Source organism: Ancylomarina euxina, from assembly GCF_003863355.1.
Taxonomy (GTDB): Bacteria; Bacteroidota; Bacteroidia; order Bacteroidales; family Marinifilaceae; genus Ancylomarina; species Ancylomarina euxinus.
Genome location: NZ_QQWG01000010.1, coordinates 106,153 through 128,411, shown reverse-complemented (window position 1 = coordinate 128,411; position 22,259 = coordinate 106,153). Strand labels below are relative to the sequence as shown.

Here is a 22,259-nt window from a genome sequence, read left to right as displayed (position 1 = left end):
TACGCTAATTACCACTAAAATAAACTTCGGCACTTATTAATGAAGCTAAATCTTGCTCTTTATAAGGAAGTGTAAAATAGAAGCAAGAACCTTTATTCTCTTTCGATTCTACCCATATCTTACCTCCCATCGATTTCACAAATGCCTTTGTAATGGATAGCCCTAAGCCAAGACCACCATATTGTCGAATATCAGACTCTTGGACTTGTCTGAAATTCTCAAAAATAATATGTACCAAATCATTGGAAATTCCAATACCCGTATCCTTCACATAAAACTCAATAAAGTCCATTCTCTTATAATAACCAATCTCTATACACCCATCGTGCGTGAATTTAATCGCATTATCCAAAAGCTTTCTTATGATCTTTGAAAGGTACTGCCGATCGGCATAAACCGACTTCACGACCTTGCTATTCATCAACATCAGTTTCAGATTCTTTTGCTCTGACTTAAGCCTGTATTCAGGGACTATTTCAGACAACAAACTATAAATATCAACCATCTCCATTTTAATCTCTGAATGTCCCGATTGCACTTTAGCAATTTCAACAATCTCGTTAACCACATTCAATAGCTGATGAGAATTCTCCGTGATTATTTCAAAATATTTAATCCGATCATCATCATTCACATCTGGTAAAGACAGAAACTCAGAAAATCCAAGTATACCATTCAAGGGCGTACGAATCTCATGTGATATATTACTCAAGAAAGCATTTTTCAACTCATCAACTCTATTAGCATTTCTCTGAGCCTTAATTAATTCCTTTTTCAGACAATTCTGTTTCTTGGCATAATAGATGAAAAAAAACAAAAGTCCACAAACGCACATACTTATAGATAAAAACAAATACAAGGATCTCTTACTTAGATGGATTGAAGAGCTTGGCCTATTAATTATTGTCCAGTCATTGGGAAAAATTGCAGGCATTAGATTCAACCTCTTTAATTCATTATAATCCAAATAACACTGATTTGGACTTTCCTCTAAAACAGGCATATCCTTAATGTCTGCTCCCTTTAAAATTTGATCTGCCATTTTAAGGGCCTCCTGAGTCTGTCTATAGTGATGAATTAAATTCCCTCCTACAATACCTTCACCTACCCCATGTTTCCATAAATGATATATGGCCAAATCAGAATTCTTCTTTATTAAGTTCAAACCATCATAAAATGGTTTATACTTAAAATCTTTATCTCTGTAAAGAGATAATAAGAGAAGGGCTTTTTCTCCTTTAAGTTGCTGTAAATTATTTTCGAATTCAGAAAAGCTAAGTTCTGACAAGTTTAAAGTATGAATATTCACAAGGGTGGTCAAATCTTTAAGCTTCAACATTCGCTTCAAATCATTTTTACCCGTTATGGTATTATCACTTATTACAAATATTTCTTCAAGCTTAGGGTTTAGAGTTTTAGCTAAATTTAGAGTCTCCTTTACCGATACATCTTCAACAACACCGGTACAATATGGATTAGAATTCTGCTCGATAGCCAAATCAATATTGTTAACGCCCCAAAATACAATGGGCTTATTCTTAAATAATGACTCCTCATATTTCAGTACATACTCAAGCGCATAATCATCAGCCACCAGAAACAAGTCATAAGCCTTTCTTTTAGATAATTTATAGCTCAGAAAATCATGAAAGCGCTCAATATAAACATCATCAACAAACTCTTTGCTATTCATAAATTCCACATCAATCTGATAATCTGTTGAATCTATAAATTCGTTAATGGCCTTGGAGACATGAGTGTAAGTTGGAAAATTACAATTGTATGAGTGAATCAGACAAATTCGTTTACGATTTATTTCCTTTAACTTCTGACTATTAGCCTGAAATGGAAACAATAATATCAATAATAGAATACAACAATAAAAAAAATACGAATCCTTATATTTTTTTATAATTAGGGTTTTACAAGTCATCTTTATATTGGGGATTAATCATAGGTTTTTGCTAACAGATGTCCAATTTAATCATAAGACTCCCATTCTCCAAATATTTGATGAAAATATATTTTTAATCCATTAACAGGCGAATACCAATCATTAACCACTCTACCCAATAAATACTCATATATACTAAATTTAACATATCTGAAATTTTATAAAATAAACTTAAGCTGTATTTATATTGAAAATTTACCCCATCAAAACCTGAATATTTAATTACTAATGAAGGTTAGGGAACGATAAAAGCGACTGTGAAACAAACTAACAAGCCTTCCAAAAAAAACAGAAAGCAATGACAACCAGGCAATAAGTAATAAAAAAAACTATCTTTGCACCTGTAATTATAATTGACATTCAACTATGAGAGCTAGTGCCTTTTTAATCATTCCACTTTTAATCTTCATGTTTATAGTGGATCTATACACCTACCGAGGCCTAAAACCGCTCATCAATAAAATCCAAAACCTATATATAAGAAAGGCTTTAAAGCTATTCTACTGGTTGATATCGGTATTCATGTTTGCTGCATTTGTTCTATTTTTCTTTAGAATTGAACATGTACAAAGAGCTGATGCCTACGTGTATTTTAGTTATCTGATAGGTGCTTTTGCCCTATTTTATATACCCAAGTTTGTTCTGATTCTTTTCGTATTGCTTAAAGATGTGCAGAAGATTGTAAGTTGGCTCATAGGAGCTCTTGCAAGTGTGAAGAAGGAAAATAAGTTTGAATCAAAATCAAAAAAAAAAATGGAGCGTTCCGAATTTTTATATCAAATGGGCTTAATGCTTGCTGCCATCCCCTTTGCCTCAATTCTTTATGGGGTTACAAAAGGGAAGTTCAAGTTTCGAATTATGCAGGAAAGCTTAAGCTTCCCAAATTTACCTAAAGCTTTTCAAGGACTTAGAATCGTCCAAATATCGGATATGCATTTAGGCAGCTTTAATAAAAACTTCGAAAAGATCGATAAGGCCGTTGAGCTGATCAATGAACAAAAGCCAGATATCATCCTGTTTACAGGCGACTTAGTCAATAATTTTGCTGAAGAAACCGAAGGCTGGGCTCCAGTGCTTAGCAAAATGAATGCTTCGATGGGAAAATATTCCATATTGGGCAATCATGATTATGGCGATTATTCACACTGGCCATCAGCTGAAGCAAAAGCTAAAAACTTAAAAGGAATTAAAGATTTTCATCAGGAAGCGGGTTTTAAGCTGTTATTGAATGAAACAGAACGTCTTAAAATTGAAGATGATGAAATTGCACTTATCGGTGTTGAGAATTGGGGAAAACCGCCTTTCCCTCAGCACGGAGATTTGGATGCAGCGATGAAAGACAATGAAGATTTAAGCTTTAAATTGCTTATGAGTCATGATCCATCACATTGGGATGAAAAAGTTTTAGGCACAGATATAGACCTTACTTTTGCTGGTCATACACATGGTATGCAGTTTGGAATTGAACGTGCAGGTATCAAATGGAGCCCGGTCCAATATAAATATCCACGTTGGGGAGGCTTGTACAATAAAGGGAAGCAGTTTTTATATGTGAATCGTGGTTTTGGTTATATTGGTTTTCCAGGCAGAATTGGTATGCCACCAGAAATCACCTTAATCGAACTCAACTAGTGCATAAGGATAAAGATTAAAGTTCAAAAGGAAATAACTTAAAAACGGTTGACCTTTATACCTTTTGGCTTTTAAGACTTTAAAGACCTTACAAAAAACTCAAATTCACATCCTTCAGAAATTTTTCTTCGAGTAGACGAACAACTCGCTTCACAACTGTACGGCGTATTTCTAACTCAACAGGCAAATTTGGATCCTGATGTGCTAAATTGATACGTGTTCCGTTGATTATTGAGATCTGATCGCTTTGCAACAAATAATGTACAATCTGATCGGCAGGACCTTCACCCAATTGATAATTATTATCGTAGTCTTCAAGAATACGCGCAACTTTACCAATGGTTAGAATCCCTTCCGTAACCAAATTAATGCCTTCCATATAAGCAACCGGTGGTAATTCAGGATCAGTCATTGTCATACCTGGAGCAAATTTCAGTCCCAATTCACGAGAAACGATTTCAGCTGTAGATCCTCCACAAATGATTTTCTTCCCTTTAAAATGATAGATTCTCATAGCTAACTCAGAGTCCTTATCCATTTCGAATGGAGGTCCTGTGCAAAGCAATAATTTTCTAGGCTCTCTAAAATAAACAACACCCGCACTGGTATCATCCTTAGGTTCATCCTGATCGTTTCTGGAAGCACGTTTCACAATTTTTTTACCTAGTGCATTCGAAGAAATATAAGGCGAGGCTTTGATGTTTTGCTTGACAAATTCAACCACATTATCGAGCCCCCAACCAAAGGGATAGGCTGGACTTCCCATACCCGATTGCATAATACCATCAGACCAAAATAGGATGCGATCCTCTTTACGCGCATTAAACTGACAGGCTCTCAGGATTTTTCCTTTATTCTCTTCACTATCCAGCTCTATATTCTCCCACCCCGGGTCGAAGAAAGAAGCGCCTCGCATAATCACACAGTCTGGATTATCGAACTCCATAATACGAGTAGTCCCATCGTATTCAATATCGACAATAGTAAAAGTTGAATAGCTTACCTTGCGCACACTACATACAGGCAGCGTGTTCATGATGATATCGGCAATGGTTTTAAAATTCTTATGCTCAATGGTGAAATTTATGGCCATGGATGCCGTAAGTGTAGCCAAAACATTAGCCTTAACACCACTGCCCATTCCATCGCTCAAAATAACAATCGTTCGATTCTCTTCCTTAATACGTCGAGACAAAAACACGTCTCCACAAATCAATTCGCCATGATGAAACAGCTGTGGGCAATCAATATCTAAATGAAATTTTTCTTCCATGGTAATGTTTTAACTTATCCAATAAAGCATGCAAAGCCTCTGGCTGCTCAAGCTTTAAATCACTAATTATAATCACCAAACAAAATCAGAACTGCTTACTCTTCCTTCGAATGGGATTTAATGATCGAGGTCAGAATTTTTTCGGTCTTGGAAGCCGATTCGCCCAATAAGAAGGCAATTTGCTGCACCGTTTGCAGATTCTCCTTAATCACATCGCGAGCACGACCAATCACCTCTTCGGTTCTAACCTCTGGCGCATACAAATCCCGAATGATCCCCCCAACAACCTTATTCTTTTTAATTGTAAAAACTGAGACATTAAACAATCGACTCCCAAAATGCACATCCTTTTTCAGTATATCTTCACCATTCATTAATACGGTTGAAAACAAACGGTAAAAAGGAATCACCTTAGTTAAATCGGCATCAACCAAACCTGGAATAATCTCATTCAACAGCTTTGTTTCTTCGCCTAATAGATTAACAAAGCTATTATTCGATTCAATTATTTTGAGATCCTCATCAACAATGACTACGCCAGTTGGGAGTTTCTGAAGCATAGCCGAAGTTGTTTCACTGGCTTCAACTGCCATTCGATGTTCCTCTTTGGCTTGAGCTTCCGATTCCTTAAGAGCGACTTCTGTCTGAATTAACTTCTCATTGGTCTCGCCCAATTTCTTGATATAGGCATTCATATTCTTGATCGTTACCGAAGAGCATTGCTCAAACTTTGCAATCCCCTGAACGGTAGCCTCAGCAAATTTTCTACAGGTTTCGTAACCACATGAACCACAACCAAGCTGATCTTCAATTTTCCCCTTACCCATCTTATCAAGCACTTCCTGCACTTCTTTCTCTGTAGGGATAGGCAAACGATTATCTTTGATTGAGAATTTTCGGGTTAAATCGATATGCTGATAGGCATCGATTTCCTTTTGCCATTGCAGCTCATCAAAGGTCTTCAGGCGTTTGCGAACATATCGCACAACCTGAGAACGACGAGAGAACTTTCGGCCACCTTTAGAGGTACCATGTCCCATAATACAACCGTCACAATAAAAAAGATCGAGATGCTGGTTCAGGTCACTGTTTCGTTGAAATTCTTCAAGAGAACGCAAAAAATTATTGCGACCTTCGGTGCTAATAATATTACCACGCAACATGCTGTTATCAATCTCAGCAGCCTGAAACAAGCCATGACTTACGGGGAATAAGCCCCCTATTCGGGCAAATGGCGGATCGAATTCCGAAAATTCTACCCGGGTTTCCGTCACCCCTTTTTCTTTAAAGAGCTTTCTCAACTCAACAAAACTAAGAACAGCCTGAATTTCTCCATCGCTCTTATTGAAAAACTTCACATCATCCTTACTGGCAACACAAGGTGAGAGCGAAACGATCTTCACATCTTTTCCGTACTTTTCGCGCACAACCTTCGCCATGGCGATAATCGGATTAACAATAGGTGCCAGATTATCCACCAAATCAGGATAATATCGCTCAACATGGTTCACCAAAGCTGGGCATTTGGTTGACAGATAATATTTGCCGTGAAAATTATTAAAAAGCTCTTTATACTTGTAAGCCACTAAATCAGCTCCAAATGCTGCCTCTACCACATAATCGAAACCCAATTCACGAATCATACCAACAAAGTTTCGATAATCATTGATATCGTCGAACTCTCCAGAAATACTCGGATCACAGATAGCCACCACTCTTTCGTCGCGCTTAAGAAGTTCCATCACGTAATCTTCCTCGTTACGATATTCAATCGCATTCTGAGCACACATAGTCACACAATTACCACAACCAATGCAACGGTTGGCAATAATATGAGCGTAATTATCTTTAATTTTAATGGCTTTGGCTGGACAAACTCGTATACAGGTATAACTCAGGTTACATTTATCCTTATTTGTGGTAATCAGTTGCATGGGGCTGCGAATTTAGGGTGAAGATTAAAAGGCTAGACACATATTATATTCTCAGGCGTCTTCGAATACCTTTTTAAGAATATCAAGCGCACCTTCCGAATCAACCTCCTGGTACAAGTCCTTTTCTATCTTTAAAATTGGTCCTTTGGAACAGTTTCCTGTACAAAGTTCACCATGAAAAAAAACTGAATTATTTAAATTATTCTTATCAAAGAATTCTTTAACAGCCTGTAAGGTTTTACCATTGCCTCTTGAAAAGCAAGAACTTCCCAAACAGATGGTCACATCCTTTTTATCACTCATGGTTATTATTTATTTGTTTTGTTTATTGTTTATGATCAACCGGTTATCAGTTGTCGGTTTTTTCGATTGTAAACGATTCGACCTTCCAGCTCAGATGACCTATCCTTTAAGTATATCTACTTAAACCTTTCAATCTTTTGACTTTTTAAACCTTTTAAATATAACTAAGATCTACATCTTTCAAAAACTTTTCCTCCAAAAGCGCAGCGATGTTCTTCACAACGGTTCGTCGGATTTCAAGCTCAACTGGCAAATTAGGATCCTGATGTGCCTCATTAATCTTAGTCCCATTGATAATCTCAATTCTATCACTCTCCAAAAGAAGCTTCACAATCTGATCGGCAGGCCCCTGTCTTAAAACCGTATTCTGATTGTAGTCCTTTAGGATGCGTTGAACTTTACCCAAAGTTAATATGCCTTCTGTGAGTAGATCGACTCCTTTTAAAAATGAAATAGGAGGCAATTCCGGATCTGTAATGGTCATGCTTATTTTCAACTCTTCAGCAAATTCTCTGGATAGGATACAAGCTGTAGTGCCACCACAGGCTATCTTCTTCCCCTTAAATTCGCTTACCTGACGGGCAAGTTGAGCATCTTTTGATTTGCTGTACGGAGGTCCTGTGCAAAGTAAGAGATCTCTTGGTTCACGCAAATAAACAACAGCACAAGAAGTATCATCTTTAGGCACATCGCCATAATTGGCAGCCGCTCTATCCACCACGGCTCGCCCCAATTGCTTAGCCGATAGATAAGGCTGACGTCTGATCATGCCTCTTATAAATTCATTCAAATTCTCAATTCCCCATCCAAAAGGGAAACGCTTTGTGCCCATACCCGAATTGGTCACGCCATCGGAACAAAATACAATACGATCTTCTTTCTCAGCTTTAAAACGATAAGAATATAAGATCTTCCCTAAATTATTAGCTCCCTCAATGCTCAAGGCTTCGCATTTGGGCTGAAATAATTCCAGACCACGCAAGACCAAACACTCCGGACTATCGTAACGGATAATACGAGTTTCTCCATCACACTCAATATCAACAATAGTAAAAGTTGAATAACTGGCTTTACGCTTGCTGCAAATGGGTAGGGTTTGCATGATTACCTCAGCTGCTTTACGGATATCCTTATTCACCCGCATATAGTTTAAAACCATTGATGCGGTTAAAGTTGCCAGAACATTGGCTTTAACGCCACTGCCTAATCCATCAGAAAGCACCAGAAGCGTTCTTCCCTCCTCCTTAATTTTCTCCGACATAAACACATCCCCACAAATCACCTGTTTCCCAGGATTCTTCTGTAGGCACTCAACTTCTATATAATAATCGGATTGCATCGTTTAATTTCAGCTATTAATTTTATAATTCTGTTTCAATAGGTTGAACCCACTTCGGGGTTCTCCTGTAAGATTCAGTAGACACCACGGGCTTCTCCCGTGGTAATTAAAATTAAACCACTTTGTGGTTTAAGTAAGATATATAAATCCCGAGGGGATTAAGTTTAAATAAGCCTGCATGAAATGCGGGGTATGATAAATCAAATCAAGAACCCCGAAGTGCGTTAACTTTTCAACAAATCATCTCATCAACTAATTCTTTTCCTCAGCCAGTGTATAAAACTCAACAATAGAGTTCAGCATATCCTCTGTTTCTGAGGCATTTTCCCCCAGCAGATATGCAATTTTCTGCACTGTTTCAAGGTTCTTTTGATTAACCGCTTTGGCCCGATTGATGACTTCTTCTTGCTGAATAAAAGGTTGAGACATATCTCTTAAGATAGCGCCAACAATCTTATTCCTCTGAATCGTAAAAAGGCTCAAATGCAACATTTTATTACCCAAACGGAAATCTCGTTCTAAATTATCTTCGCCGGTTGATAATACGGATGAAAATAATTTGTAGAAAGGCGCTATTTTCTTCAAATCGGCATCTTTCAAGCCCGGAATAGTATCAAACAGTTGTTCCATCTCCTCTCCCATAATTCGGGCAAAACTCTGATTGGCTTCAACCACCTTCAAATCTTCATTCACAATTAAGACACCTGAAGGTATTTTTCCTAGAAGAGCCGTTGATTTATCGTGAGCAATCTTTCGCATATATGACACACACATGTTGGGTTCCGATTTATCTTCCAGGTAAGCCTTAGCAAACTCCCGACATGAATTATAACCACAGCCTCCACAATTGATCTCATCCTTATCGGAGTATTTCCCAATCATATTCAGAGCTTCCTTAATTTTAGTCTCTGGATGTTCTGGTTTGTGTGCGACATCAATATTGTCGAAGTTGCGAAGAATAGAAAAGTCAGCCTGATACCCAACAACTTCCTCCTCACTTCTATTGATGATTTCTAAACGTTTAAGCGCTCGGGAGTAAGTTTTTTTTGTTCCCGGGCCATTCACACATCCCCCCTCACAGGCCAAAAGTTCCAGAAACAACAAACCAGGTTTCCTATAATAATTCAAATCCTTTAACACATCGTTGATACTGCTGATACCTGAAAAGGTCATAAAAACAGCATCAGTCGTGCTGGCATTATTTTTAATTCCCGCAATCATCCCGCCATCTATAGGATATAAACTCCCTTTTCCGGCACGACGAGGCACAAAACCCGATTCTGTATCCGACTCATAAAACAAGTCTGGCTCCAGACCTTCCTCATTGAACCATTCGGCCAAATCCTTAAAGGACAAAGAAGCTTCCAATAAATCGCCAAAAGCATCACTTTCAGCTTTTTTCGCAATACACGGCCCTATAAATACAATCTTGTAATCCTCACCATACTCCTGTTTCAACATTTTACAATGCGTTAAAAGGGGTGATAAAAAAGGTGTGATATGATCCTTGTATTGAGGAAAATGCTTGCAAATCATTTCAACCACCGATGGACAAGCTGATGAAATATAAATGCCCGACTGTTTTTCCTCCAGAAAAGTATTCACCTTTTGTGATACCAATTCGGCTCCCAGGGCTGTTTCAGAAACATGAGCGAAGCCCAATTCCTTGATGGCGGCTACCAGCTGCTCATCTTTCAAGTTTGGGAATTCAGACATATATGAGGGAGCCAACGAAACGATCACCTTATTGTTTCGCTTCAATAGGGATTTAACCCGGGTTAAATCGTTGCGAACCTTCTTAGCTTTTACGGGGCAAACTTGCGTGCAAATTCCACAGTAAATACAATCCTCATGCAAAATTTGCGCTGCATTATTAATCACCTTAATGGCTTTTAACTGGCATTCACGTATGCATTTATAACAATCCTGACAATCGTTTTGTTCGGTATATACGGGTTTAAAAATATCCATTTGCTACAGATCTTACTTGTGATAAATTTCATATCAAAGCTCCGTATTTATGTTATTTTTTACATCCATATTCAGATATTCTAAAACACATCCCATCTATTCAGATGGGGTTTAAATAAGCCTCATAAAACCCTCATCCCGAACGAGTCGAAGCATCTATCCAAAACCCAAATAAATCTAAATATGAGAGATCTCTTGTTAGACGTTTCAAAAGTCGGAGAAACACATAGCCATATTAACCCACACGCTTTTTACATATATTTAAAATAAAATTAAAATATCGTATTAAGCATTCTTCGTATTACAATGACTACATTTGCGCCTCAATGATATAAATTCATCAGACGATTAAGTCCTGGGTTTATATGAAAAGGTGTTGTTATCCCGCCATATTGGGGGTGATAAAACACCTTTTTTCATTGATCTAGAAAAATAACATCGATATTGATGTTATAACACAGACTGTGCAGCAGCCTTGCTCAAACGATAACGACGATGAAATTAGAAATAGACCTAAAAAAAATAGAGCAAATCGCTAAACAAAAAGAAGCTGAAAACATCTCTTTCAATAGCTATCTTAAAGATCAGGATTCTGAAAAGATAGATCAAATTGTTCATCGACTTTACCAAGAGGTTATGAGTGAAATTGACTGTCGTGATTGTGGAAATTGCTGTCAAAACCTTAGACCCATAGCCTCGCGCAAGGAACTTAGCAAATTTGTTGCAGACGAAAACATTGAGGCCTTTATGTATCTTAAGAGTATACCTTGCATGCATCATAAAGACAAGAAATGTACTGACTATCTAAACCGTCCTGAGGAATGTCGATTGTATCCATATCTGGGCGAAGATCATTTTATAAAGAAGACTTACAGTACGATTCAAAACTATGAAATATGCCCTCACGTTTTTAATGTTTTAGAGCTTTTAAAAATAGAGTTAAACTGGTCGTATAAAGAGAGCCCTAAACAGGACAAAAAATAAATCTTTAGCACAAAATCCTAAAGAAAACAATGGCTGCCAATCCCGAATTAGCAGCCATTGTTTTATCATCAGGGAAGTAACTAATTTGTTTTCAACCAGCCTGTAATACTTAATCGTTGCCGATTACAAGGCAAGACTTCATGTTCCAATTCAGAACTTTTAAAGAAAACACAGGAACCATTAACCGGATTAATAATTTGTGTGCGGTTTTCGTGAAAGATGCATAAGTTCCCACCGTCTTCTTCCTTCCAGTCCAGGTTTAAATACATGATCATGGTAAATGCCCTGCTTTTATTATCCTGAAACTGATCGAGATGCTTTTTATAAAAGGTCCCCTTTTCGTATAAAGCATAATGAAACTCGTAACCCGTAATTCCCGTATAGCAACTGCTATTTAAATAGCTTACGAATTCGTCCATTAAATCGAAGAAAAGATTCTCGTGTTTATCATTATGGCTCCTATCCAGCCAATAAATCTTATCTCCCCTGTTGGATAGGTCGGTGACTCGTTTTGCTTGATTACCTATACTGGCTGCCTGAAGTCGTTCTCCGGAATTTAAAGCTCTCAAATTTTCTCTCAGCTGTGTTGCCAGTGCATCGCTCAAAAAGCTTTGACTTAAACCAAGCTTATCGTCGATAAAACTATTGACGATTTCCTCATATGCTTTTTGCATCTCCTTGAATTATACTACACGTAAAATAACGGTAGTTAAGTAAGGTAGTCTTTAAATTGATAGAAACAGCACAATCGCTAACGGGTCTGCACATCAATTGAATCTAAAAGAACACTTTAATCAGTTGTAAAAAAAAAAATTGACTCCTTTCTTATAATTCACTAATTTTATGTAAGGCATTACGAATCAATTTATTCTATACTTCTTATTGTTTCATTTAAAACTTAAAACTATGTCAAATTCAGGTGGGATTATTGCAGCTTTATTAGCAGGTTGTGCTATAGGTGTTGGACTAGGAGTTCTTTATGCTCCCGACAAAGGGGAAGTGACTCGAGAAAAAATGAAGAAAAAGGCAAAAGAAAAAGCTGAGGAATTCGAAGTCGCATTCGATAAGAATATGGATAAAGTGCGTGACAAAATCGATGATTTAATTGACGCTCTAGAGAAGAAAATTGACTCTTTCAAAAGAAAAGAGAAAGAGGAAGAACAAGAGCAAAAGGCTTAAGTCTAATGGTCAGCACTGTTCGCCCAATAAACAGACAATTCAACAATCAGTTCATAAAAAAATACCGTATTGGAAAATATCCCGGAACAATTCGCTCAACTGAAAGAATTACTGACTGAGTATTTCGACTCCAATCTTGAATATTACAAGTTTTCTGGTTTCGAAAAACTGATTCGCATAACGATAGCCCTTAGTTTAACCGCTCTATTTTTCATGCTGGCTATGTTTGCTCTGCTCTTTTTTGGCTTTGGAACGGCGGTATGGCTAAGCGATTTATTGGGAAACGAAATACTTGGATATATGGGAACAGGAACCATATACCTGATACTTATATGCCTGATTTATCTGCTTAAAAAGCCTTTGATTGAACGTCCATTCATCAAACTGTTTTATCGGATATTATACAGCAAAAGACCTAAAAATTAAGGCCGTTGATTCTCAATCGGGTTCTTATCAACAATTGAATGAGGGAAAACTTGCTATGATCACAACCACAAAGTATTTGTGGTAAAAAAAAAAGATTTTCGGATGAACAGATATCGATCACTTAAAGATATTGAAAAAGAAAAGTACCGCCTGTACCTGGAAAGGGAATTGGCTGCTTACAAATTGAGCTATTTTGTACGAAATGCTAAACGCAATTGGAGCCCCGAGAAATTCATTCAAAATAATATCGGCAGTGTGGTGTATCGCTTTGTGAAAGGATTGATACAGAAAAAAAATAAGCCCTAATTTTCTCTTTCGATTTAAATGCGCTCGTAATAGGCTGCCAATCCCAGATTAGCAGCCTTTATTTTGGAGAAACCGATAAACCCTTCGAATCATCATTTCAAATAAAACGAATTTGATATGATCCAATTTTGCTTAGATTTGATTTTGATAAACAAAAAAAACAAATAAGAAAATCAATACCTATTGGAGTTAGAATGTAAGTTAACTTTCACACCTCTACAAATTACTATTTATGGATAAAACAGATCTTCATAATGTCATCAAACAGCTCGAACTTAATAATTTTGAAGTATTCCTTACAGAAAACATCCAAAGCGCTAGAAATGTATTTGAAAACGAAATACTGAAGGGGATAAAATACTCAAGCGTTTCGTATGCAGACTCTATAACAATGCATAAGACGGGAATTCTTGATTTATTAAGAAATATCGATTCACTTGAGTTTATTGACACTTTTAATCATGATGATAGCTGGAAAGAACAAATCGACAAACGGAAAAAAGCATTAACAGCCGATTTATTTGTGACAGGAACAAATGCACTTACAGAAAAAGGCCAATTAGTTAATCTGGATATGATAGGCAACAGGGTAGCTCCATTAGCTTTTGGTCCTCGACATGTTGTTTTGTTTATTGGGACAAATAAAATTGTTAAAAATCTGGACGAAGCCTTTAACAGAATAAGAACAATTTCAGCTCCATTAAATGCCAAACGTCATGACGATTTAAAGACGCCATGTCAAAAGACAGGTATTTGTTATGATTGCAAAAGTCCTCAACGAATTTGTAATACCTGGACGATAACTGAAAAATCCTATCCAAAAAATCGGATTAAAATTATATTAATTGATCAAGACCTGGGATATTAATAAACTAAAAGAGTTTGAGGCGATGAAGAAAGCAAAAACATATCGTTTTAAGGCAGAAATTTATAAGACAGGCATCAATTATTGCGTTGATGTACCTGCGCAGGTTACCTCTAAAATGACTGCAACAAAAGGCTATATTAAAATTAAAGGAAGGGTAAATCAATTTCTGTTCAAAAAATCACTTGTTCCTATCAAAAATGGACTTTTTAGATTGTTCGTCAACATGCCAACACTTAAAGGAGCTAATACAGCCTTGGGCAAAACCGCAGATTTTGAAATCGAGCAGGATTTTGAGATGATTATTAAAGAGTATCCTGTTCCAGAAATGTTGACCGAACAATTAACAAAAGCAAAACTTATTGAAGATTTTAACCATTTAACCCCATCAAGAAGAAAGAACATCTTAAAATATCTGAGCTTTATTAAAACGGAAAAAACTTTACAAAAGAACATTGAAAAATTAATAAGCCAACTTCACAATAATGAAAAGAACCCCCAAATACCGTAAAGCCAAGACTCAATAAACAGATCAATTCAGACTTATTTAAACTCAAACTGAGATTCTGAAACAATCAATCCCGACGAGTCGGAACCAGTAAGAGCATCAAAACATGATTTAAGCCCAAGAGCAAAAAAAAGCTATGACGAGAACAGAAAGCCTTTCACCCCAGCAAGCCAGAAAACTAGTCCTCCTCTCGCAGGGATTACCAGCTGCCAAGCCGACAGGAACAGCCATAGACGCCACTCTATCCGCTATCGAGCAGCTTGGTTACATACAGATTGATACCATCTCTGTGGTTCAGCGGGCCCATCACCATACCTTGTGGACACGTAACCCTCGCTACGAAAATGCCCATCTCGATCAGTTGGTTGCCAGCAAGCAGGTGTTTGAATACTGGTCGCATGCGGCGGCCTACCTACCCATGCGCGATTACCGTTACAGCCTTATTCGCAAGCAAGCCATAGCAAGCGGTGAGCAAAACCACTGGTACACTCGCGATGAGAAGATGATGAAAGAGGTTCTTAATCGCATTCGCCTTGAAGGCCCCTTAATGGCTAAAGACTTTGAACATACGGGTAAAAAGAGTACGGATTGGGGAAGCAAACCCGCCAAGCGTGCCCTGGAACAGCTCTTTATGCAGGGTGAATTGATGATTCCTTCCCGACAGAATTTTCACAAGCTGTATGATCTAACCGAGCGCGTCTTACCCAAAGGTATAGATACCCGCCTACCTAGCAGCGAAGAATATACTCGATTTCTGATTAGCCGATACCTGCAAAGCAATGGACTAGGACAGGCTGCCGAAATAGCCTACTTACTTAAAAATACCAAAGCCCTGCTTGCTTCGAGCTTGCAGAATATGCTTGCCAGTGGCCAGTTATTACAAATCGAGCTTGCGGGTAAGCTCTATTATGCCCTAGAAGACTCTCTGGAGCTTTTGAACAAACCGCTCTCACGCAGCAAGCTCAAAATACTCTCCCCTTTCGATAATCTGCTGATTCAACGCAAGCGTATGCAGGCACTCTTCAATTTCGATTATCAGATAGAGTGCTATGTGCCCGAGGCAAAACGCCAATATGGTTACTTCTCTCTGCCTATTTTATGGGATGGACAATTGCTTGCTCGAATGGACTGCAAGGCTGATAGAAAAACAGCCGTGATGCATATCAAACATCTGGTGCTGGAGACTAATCTTGTTAAAACCGAGGCCTTTGCCCTTGCTCTCAGCAAAGAACTATCGGCCTTTATGCAGTTTAATGCCTGTACTTCGATACAAGTGCACAAAACCACACCTGTGAGCTTTAAGAATACTCTTCAAAGCGTACTCAAAGGCTTATAAGCCATTAAGTGTTTTTACTATTTTGACCAGACTTTGCCAGGATAGCAACAGCCCAAACCCCTGAAGGCGCTTAAATGCTTGCTCTTTTTTTAAGATCCCCTTTAGGGGACATAGGGATAGCTTCAATCATCATCATTCATAACTCGTAATTCATAATTAAAAATTCATAACTCATAATTAAAAAAGAAAAGCCCCCTATCACCATGATAAGAGGCCTTTTAACCCTAATCGCTACAAAAAAATACTTAAGCCATATCTTCCTGAGTCTCAAATTCAGTAGACTCCTCTTTAGAACCTTTACTGCTAACCGGAAACTTAAACCATCGTAGCATTTCCTCGTTATTCGCATAAATAATTTTGGCCGCTTTCATATACTTCGACAGCTTTTCGTAGATATTATTCAAGCAAACAACACGCTCATCGGTTGCTCTGCCTCGGTCAACACGACACTTGGTTTGCTGATCCATATTGATCTTTAACTTATCCTTTAGCTCAGCAATTTTGGTAAAGGTTGCTTCAGTCCAGGCCGCTGCGGTCATGGCCTCCTTATGAAGATTGGCAATCAGTATAAAGTCGGAATAGAACATGAACATAGCCCTACCCGATTTTCTTGCCGCTTCATAATCGTTAAAACCAAACTGATTCCAAATGTGTTTCTTGTTAGGAAATACAGTTTCGATATCGAACTTACAAGCCTGATAAAACTTTGCACAAGCCTCTACACAAGTATTAATATTCTCAGTGGCCTGAGCCTGAATATCGACATAAACCTTATCGGATGGAATATTGTTAGCCTCAACAAAAAGAGCCGCGACTTCCTGTATTCTTTCAGGTTTGAAAAAAACAGAGAAAGACGTAAACCTTGCTTCCTCCTCTTTAATTAAATTAATGCTTTGGCTCACCCAGCTCATAAAAACGGCATCGGAGCAAGCGTACAATCTGGAACAGTTCATTTTACAATAAATTTAAGTTATTACTAAACAGAAGACTGAAACTACTAAAACTTATGTTTAAATGCAAATTCACACGATTAAATTTTATGTCAACTCGAACACAAAAGGCATATTATAAGAATAAACACCAAACCACCACACAAGCATTATAAATAGGGCAATACAAAAGCACAATAAGTTTTAAAGTGAGCAAGCACGACCAAACAAAAACTACTTATCACAATTATTATGATTTTCATATCTAGACAATAAACATCTTCCTATTGTCAGTTGAAACCTTCTGCCAGTCAGTTGCAATTCTCCGCTATCGAGTTGAAGCGTTCCGCCACTCAGTTAACACGTTCCGCCATCGAGTTGAAACATTCCGCCACTCAGTTGACAGCTTCCGCCATCGAGTTGAAACGTTCCGCCACTCAGTTGACACGTTCCGCCATCGAGTTGAAGCGTTCCGCCACTCAGTTGACTCATTCCGCCATCGAGTTGAAGCATTCCGCCATCACAGAAAGGCTTTTGTGTGCCGCCTAAAAGCAACTCATAGAATCCACTGATAAATGCAGACAAAACAATTAACAATACATTAAAACAGAGAAACAAAATGAGAGTAAACACGGCCAAAACAGCAGTCCCTAATGGTAACACACAAGCTTAACATCGCAAGATATAGGCACCACAGAGTAAATGAGTAAACCATCTGATAATATGGAGCCATAAGAAACCAATAGACAACTACCCACAAAACAAAATAAGATCATAAACTCCTTTATTAAAACAACCCTACCCTAAAGTGTAGGTGTTCATAAATAATTAATAAAAAGGATCATAGTTATAGAAACCCAAAGAACGATTTCTGGGGATTATGCTTACTTTTAGCATTCAAAAAAATAAAGCCGCATCAATTAAGAACGTTGGTTTATGGAAAAGGTGTTGTTATCCCTCCCATATAGAGTGATAACATCACCTTTTAGAAAGATATAAGAGAAATAACATCAATATGGATGTTACACATACGTTAGCAAATATTTAAAGAAACAGTAGTGCACTGAATTATAGATAATGAAACAAGAAGAAAAATATTCATCATTAAGAGATAGCACATATGAATCAGTTGGCAACTTTCTATTTGCGGAAAGGTTCAACCCATGTGAGAAAACTCAAGAAGGAATCCTTGAAGTAATTAATCTTATTTCAGATTACTATGAGGAAGGTGTGCATTTATACCCTGAAGTTATAATTACCAATAGTTTAACCTTCTTTAAGACTATTTCAAATCGAGAGGTTATTATTGACAATAAACCTCTTGAAGTCGATGAGTTTAAAAATGCAATTAAACTTTGTGCTCCACTTGCAATAAATAACTGGATTATATTTATTGAAGTGAATGGTGAAAACGTGAAATATGGTTTAGTAAGTGCAGAAATGACAGAAACAAGTCCATCTATTTATGAGCAGACGGTTGGTAAACTCGGCATTGAGCTTGAAGGAGTTAAAGATAAAGACTTAGAAAAAACTACGATTGCATATATTAGAAATATTGGAAGTAAAACAGTTGAATTAACTGGACTCAAAAAAAAGCTTACTATTTCATTAACGCTTGACAAGCCTCTTGAAGTTTCAAATAATGAAATTGGAGATATTGCTATTTTAGCAACAAAACTATGTGATTCAGATTATACAACACATATTACATCGTTTCTTGAAAAAACAATTAATGAAGCAATAAAGATTGGTCATGGAAATTTAATTGGAATAGTTGAAGATAGTGAAGTTGCGATATCAAAGATTAAGGAAGAACTGAATGATTGTACATACCTAGAAAAACCAATCGATATTGTAGAGCTGGTAAGTCAAGCAGAAATAGAAAAAACAAATGAATCCTCGGTTACCTTAAAAGCACATAGCTCACTGTTAATATCAATGCTTAATCATGATGGTATTACAGTTTTAACAAATAAATGTCGAATCATTGGTTATCATATGTTCATTAAGGACATTAAAAAAGATGGAGTTCAATTAGTTGGAGGTGCAAGAACAAGAGCATTTCATTCTATGGTAAACTCAAAGCTTTTTAAAGCTTGTTTTTACAAGTCACAAGATGGTAATACGAAAAATTGGAAAGAAGATGAGTAATATTCAAATATGGCAAGGTCCAAACGGTGTTAATATTCCAGCAAATGTCAATGATACGAATGCTATTGTTTCTTATGCGAATTATTTATCTGAAAAACAAAAGAATCAGATTGTTGCTGCTTTTCAGATAGAAGCATATGATATGGCATCGGAATATGCTTGGAAAAAAGCAATGGTAAAACTTAAAGAAACGATTTCCACCTTAGGCATGAAGTTTATTGGTGAAATGTTAGGTAGACCTGATATCGATGAGTTTTCAACTATTGATACTGCTCTTACCGATTATTCTACTATTCAACTTGCAGAACAACTCGGTGTTATAGGTAATACAGCAGCCTTAAAGTTAAAACAAGCAAATGAACTTATAACGCACTATTTTTCAAAAGATTCCGAAGAGGAAATTGATAATATTTCTGCTGTTCAGATAATAAAGTCTAGTGTTCAATATATTTTAGGAGAGGAAGATATTTCAATTGCAATTGAGTTTTCTCAGTTCAGAGAAAGATTACTAAATGAGACTCTAAGTCTAAAAGACCCACAGGTAGACCAGTTAATTAACTCTCCATTATTCTATTTAAGAACAGTAATTTCAATTTTAATGTCCTCTATCAAAAGTGATAAAGGCGCAAGACTTGAACATTCTTTGGCTAATTTGAACTTATTGATTATTAATATTTGGGAACACTTAGGTGAAAAAGATAAATGGAACATAGGAACTGCTTATAGAGATGTAACTGCTGCAGGAAATACAATAGCAGCTTCTGGATTGAAAAATGCATTACTCAAAGTTGGTGGCTTTGATTATGTCCCAGAAAACTTAAGGTCTGTAACGTTTAAAAATGCGGCAAAACAAGTTATTGAAACTCATTTTGCATTTAATAACTTTTACAATGAACCTTCTGTGGTTAGAAAATTAGCAAACTTAGGTTCAACTATTCCAAGCCCTGCTTTAAGTGAGTGTATTCAAGCATATCTTGCAGTTTATTTAGGGAATCCTTATGGTGTTTCTACTGATGCTGCGGAAATTGCAGAACAAAAACTTGGAGAACTTACGGTAGAAAGATGGATATACTATTTTGAAAAAGTTATTCATGATGATGATATAATTTTAAGAAAATTATGGGGGCAGAACATTGTTAATCGTTTTGCTCATTTACTTGAATCAAATGGAATTACTGAGATTCTACATTTACCAAAAGACAATCAGAAACTATTTGAATCAATATTAAAACGTGATTCATTGAGAGCTAAAAATATAAGTGGTAATCTTTATAACAGAATTAAGAAGTAAAAACATTTGCTAACAATGCATCATAAATAATTGCCGTTTAGTGGTTTATTGGAGCATTAGCTCCCGCTTTCAATTCAGTGTGATTTGAAAGCGAAATATCCCGCAATCGGCAACTATTCATATGCGGCACGTTGAAAATAAAGGCTGCCACTCCCCGATTGGCAGTCTTTCTTTCTATCCCCGCGAGCTTGTAGCTCGTACTCTGCGCATGCAGAAACAAAAAACTATACGAATTGCAAGTGGGCTTGAGGAGAACAGATCTATTAGGATGAGATGACTTCGTCGTGCCTCCTCGTAATGACAATAAAACAGTAAAGGCTACCAATCCCCAATTGGCAGCCTTTATTTGTATCATCAGAATTAGCTAACGAGACAATGCATTTTTTGTTCAAATTCGATCAAAACACATCTTGATGCATTAAATCCCGATCAGGCAAAATTCTCTTAACCTTTAGCCCTAAGTCTTTCAAGTACCCACTTATTGGTCACACTTTTAGGTCGAATAATGGGCTGTCCCAATCCCTGTGCAAGGATATTCTGAGCACAAAATCCCATGACTCTTGACACCCCAAATAAAACGGTATAAAAATCGAACTCATTCACGCCATAATGATTCAGAAGTGAACCCGACATGGCATCTACATTTGGCCAAGGATTTGCGACTTTACCTTCCTTATAATGCATTAAAATATCAGGTACAATTGAGAAAAGTTTCTTTGCAATCTTAAAACAAGGATTAGTGGCACAATTGGTCTCACCAAAATTCATAAAAGCCGTAAATCGAGGGTCGGTAACGCGTAATACCGCATGCCCATAGCCCGGAATCACATGACCTGAATTAAGCACATCTAAAATATAGGCTCTCAACACCTGCTCGTCGGGATCGGCTCCCAATTTGTCGTGAATTTCCAGAATAAATCGTAAACATTCCTGGTTGGCTAATCCATGCAATGGGCCGGCCAAACCGTTAAGTCCGGCAGATACGGCATAATACAAATCCGAAAGAGCCGAATTAACCACCCTTGATGTAAAAGCACTGACATTCCCTCCTTCATGATCGCAATGCAAAACCAAATACAGACGCATTAAATCGGCAAAGCCCTTATCATCATTCACACCCAGCATATGTGCCAAATTACCCGACCAATCTAAACTGGGATCGTGTGGAATTAAATGACCATCGCCAAATCTTATTCGATAAATCCCTCCTGCCAGTGCAGGTAATTTGGCAAGAATATTCATCGAATCCTCCAGGCTATATTTCCAATAGTCAGATTTTTTCATCCCTTTTTGATAGGCCTTCTTAAAAACAGACTCATTTTCCATGGATAAAATGCCCAGGCTCAACATGGTCATTGGATGTGTATCTTTCGGCAGACTGCGCAAGACATCCCAAACATATTGTGGAATTTGGGCACGTTGATTCAATTCACTCTGAAAATTAAGGAGCGATTTCTTGTCTGGAAATTTCCCCGTAGACAGGAGAAAAAATATTTCCTCGGGCAATTTATTCGAAAATTCATCTGTGGTATACTCACCAATATAAAGTCCCGAATAAGGATCAACATAGGATGTGTTACAAGCCAATGCAACCACTCCACGCATTCCACCATAAATTTGCCCAATGTTAACTTCCGAAACAACAGAATCACGACCTTTAGCAAAAATATCGTCAATTTCTAACTGTAATTCAAGTAGATGATTTTGAATTCCTTTTTTTAGATCAGTCATATTCATTTAATTATTACGTTTAAAACACAAATCTATAAGACAGTGTATAAGACTACACTTTATAAGGGAGTGAGGACTCCTAGTAAGTTACAAAAAAAAGGCTAATCAAGAAATACAACACATAGATTACTAAAAGCTTAGTGAGTA

At 37.2% G+C, this 22,259-nt stretch carries 19 protein-coding genes; 10 read left to right on the top strand and 9 right to left on the bottom strand.

What is annotated here, in order from left to right; genetic code table 11:
• Nucleotides 1-4: 4 nt before the first annotated feature.
• The gene (locus tag DWB61_RS11330; protein ID WP_158614399.1) at nt 5-1,855 is read right to left on the bottom strand and encodes a sensor histidine kinase; all 1,851 of its coding nucleotides are present in this window, start codon (nt 1,853-1,855) and stop codon (nt 5-7) included.
• A 507-nt stretch (nt 1,856-2,362) separates the two neighbouring features.
• On the opposite strand from DWB61_RS11330, the gene DWB61_RS11325 reads away from it, so the two are divergent.
• A complete protein-coding gene (locus DWB61_RS11325; protein ID WP_158614398.1) occupies nt 2,363-3,586 on the top strand; it encodes a metallophosphoesterase in 1,224 nt (407 codons plus the stop codon).
• Between the two features lie 88 nt (nt 3,587-3,674).
• Here the strand turns inward: DWB61_RS11325 and DWB61_RS11320 are convergent, their stop codons facing one another.
• From DWB61_RS11320 to DWB61_RS11300, 5 genes are all read right to left on the bottom strand, one after another.
• Entirely contained in the window at nt 3,675-4,859 is a 1,185-nt protein-coding gene (locus tag DWB61_RS11320) for a SpoIIE family protein phosphatase (RefSeq protein WP_125031020.1), read from the bottom strand.
• 95 nt (nt 4,860-4,954) lie between these two features.
• Nucleotides 4,955-6,793, bottom strand: coding sequence for a [Fe-Fe] hydrogenase large subunit C-terminal domain-containing protein (locus DWB61_RS11315; RefSeq protein WP_125031019.1), 1,839 nt, complete (start codon nt 6,791-6,793; stop codon nt 4,955-4,957).
• A 51-nt stretch (nt 6,794-6,844) separates the two neighbouring features.
• On the bottom strand, nt 6,845-7,096 hold the full coding sequence (locus DWB61_RS11310) for a (2Fe-2S) ferredoxin domain-containing protein (RefSeq protein WP_125031018.1): 252 nt from the start codon (nt 7,094-7,096) through the stop codon (nt 6,845-6,847).
• Nucleotides 7,097-7,250: 154 nt separating this feature from the next.
• Nucleotides 7,251-8,435 carry a SpoIIE family protein phosphatase gene (locus tag DWB61_RS11305; RefSeq protein ID WP_125031017.1) on the bottom strand — a complete coding sequence of 395 codons (1,185 nt, stop codon included), beginning with the start codon at nt 8,433-8,435 and terminating at the stop codon, nt 7,251-7,253.
• A 252-nt stretch (nt 8,436-8,687) separates the two neighbouring features.
• Entirely contained in the window at nt 8,688-10,406 is a 1,719-nt protein-coding gene (locus tag DWB61_RS11300) for a [Fe-Fe] hydrogenase large subunit C-terminal domain-containing protein (protein ID WP_125031016.1), read from the bottom strand.
• 495 nt (nt 10,407-10,901) lie between these two features.
• Here DWB61_RS11300 and DWB61_RS11295 point away from each other — a divergent pair, with 495 nt between their 5' ends.
• Entirely contained in the window at nt 10,902-11,390 is a 489-nt protein-coding gene (locus DWB61_RS11295) for a YkgJ family cysteine cluster protein (protein ID WP_125031015.1), read from the top strand.
• Nucleotides 11,391-11,470: 80 nt separating this feature from the next.
• Here DWB61_RS11295 and DWB61_RS11290 read toward each other — a convergent pair whose 3' ends face one another.
• Entirely contained in the window at nt 11,471-12,064 is a 594-nt protein-coding gene (locus DWB61_RS11290) for a 2OG-Fe(II) oxygenase (protein WP_125031014.1), read from the bottom strand.
• Between the two features lie 232 nt (nt 12,065-12,296).
• Between DWB61_RS11290 and DWB61_RS11285 the strand changes: the two genes are divergently transcribed.
• The 6 genes from DWB61_RS11285 to DWB61_RS11260 all read left to right on the top strand — a co-directional run bounded on the left by DWB61_RS11285 (nt 12,297) and on the right by DWB61_RS11260 (nt 16,010).
• Nucleotides 12,297-12,569, top strand: a complete 273-nt coding sequence (locus tag DWB61_RS11285) for a YtxH domain-containing protein (protein ID WP_125031013.1) — start codon at nt 12,297-12,299, stop codon at nt 12,567-12,569.
• A 69-nt stretch (nt 12,570-12,638) separates the two neighbouring features.
• Nucleotides 12,639-12,995, top strand: coding sequence for a hypothetical protein (locus DWB61_RS11280; RefSeq protein WP_125031012.1), 357 nt, complete (start codon nt 12,639-12,641; stop codon nt 12,993-12,995).
• A gap of 102 nt (nt 12,996-13,097) precedes the next feature.
• Nucleotides 13,098-13,301, top strand: coding sequence for a hypothetical protein (locus DWB61_RS11275; protein ID WP_125031011.1), 204 nt, complete (start codon nt 13,098-13,100; stop codon nt 13,299-13,301).
• A 232-nt stretch (nt 13,302-13,533) separates the two neighbouring features.
• Nucleotides 13,534-14,169 carry a lactate utilization protein gene (locus DWB61_RS11270; protein WP_125031010.1) on the top strand — a complete coding sequence of 212 codons (636 nt, stop codon included), beginning with the start codon at nt 13,534-13,536 and terminating at the stop codon, nt 14,167-14,169.
• A 22-nt stretch (nt 14,170-14,191) separates the two neighbouring features.
• A complete protein-coding gene (locus DWB61_RS11265) occupies nt 14,192-14,677 on the top strand; it encodes a YdeI/OmpD-associated family protein (RefSeq protein WP_125031009.1) in 486 nt (161 codons plus the stop codon).
• A 133-nt stretch (nt 14,678-14,810) separates the two neighbouring features.
• Nucleotides 14,811-16,010, top strand: coding sequence for a winged helix-turn-helix domain-containing protein (locus DWB61_RS11260; protein ID WP_125031008.1), 1,200 nt, complete (start codon nt 14,811-14,813; stop codon nt 16,008-16,010).
• Between the two features lie 245 nt (nt 16,011-16,255).
• On the opposite strand, the gene DWB61_RS11255 is transcribed toward DWB61_RS11260, so the two are convergent.
• The gene (locus DWB61_RS11255) at nt 16,256-16,963 is read right to left on the bottom strand and encodes a hypothetical protein (RefSeq protein WP_125031007.1); all 708 of its coding nucleotides are present in this window, start codon (nt 16,961-16,963) and stop codon (nt 16,256-16,258) included.
• A 1,053-nt stretch (nt 16,964-18,016) separates the two neighbouring features.
• Here DWB61_RS11255 and DWB61_RS11250 point away from each other — a divergent pair.
• Nucleotides 18,017-19,090 carry a hypothetical protein gene (locus tag DWB61_RS11250; protein ID WP_125031006.1) on the top strand — a complete coding sequence of 358 codons (1,074 nt, stop codon included), beginning with the start codon at nt 18,017-18,019 and terminating at the stop codon, nt 19,088-19,090.
• A complete protein-coding gene (locus tag DWB61_RS11245; protein WP_125031005.1) occupies nt 19,083-20,381 on the top strand; it encodes a hypothetical protein in 1,299 nt (432 codons plus the stop codon). The genes DWB61_RS11250 and DWB61_RS11245 overlap by 8 nt, the downstream gene beginning before the upstream one ends.
• Before the next feature lie 444 nt (nt 20,382-20,825).
• On the opposite strand, the gene DWB61_RS11240 is transcribed toward DWB61_RS11245, so the two are convergent.
• Nucleotides 20,826-22,112 (bottom strand): citrate (Si)-synthase, encoded by a 1,287-nt coding sequence (locus DWB61_RS11240; protein WP_125031004.1) that lies wholly within the window; start codon nt 22,110-22,112, stop codon nt 20,826-20,828.
• Nucleotides 22,113-22,259 lie beyond the last annotated feature (147 nt).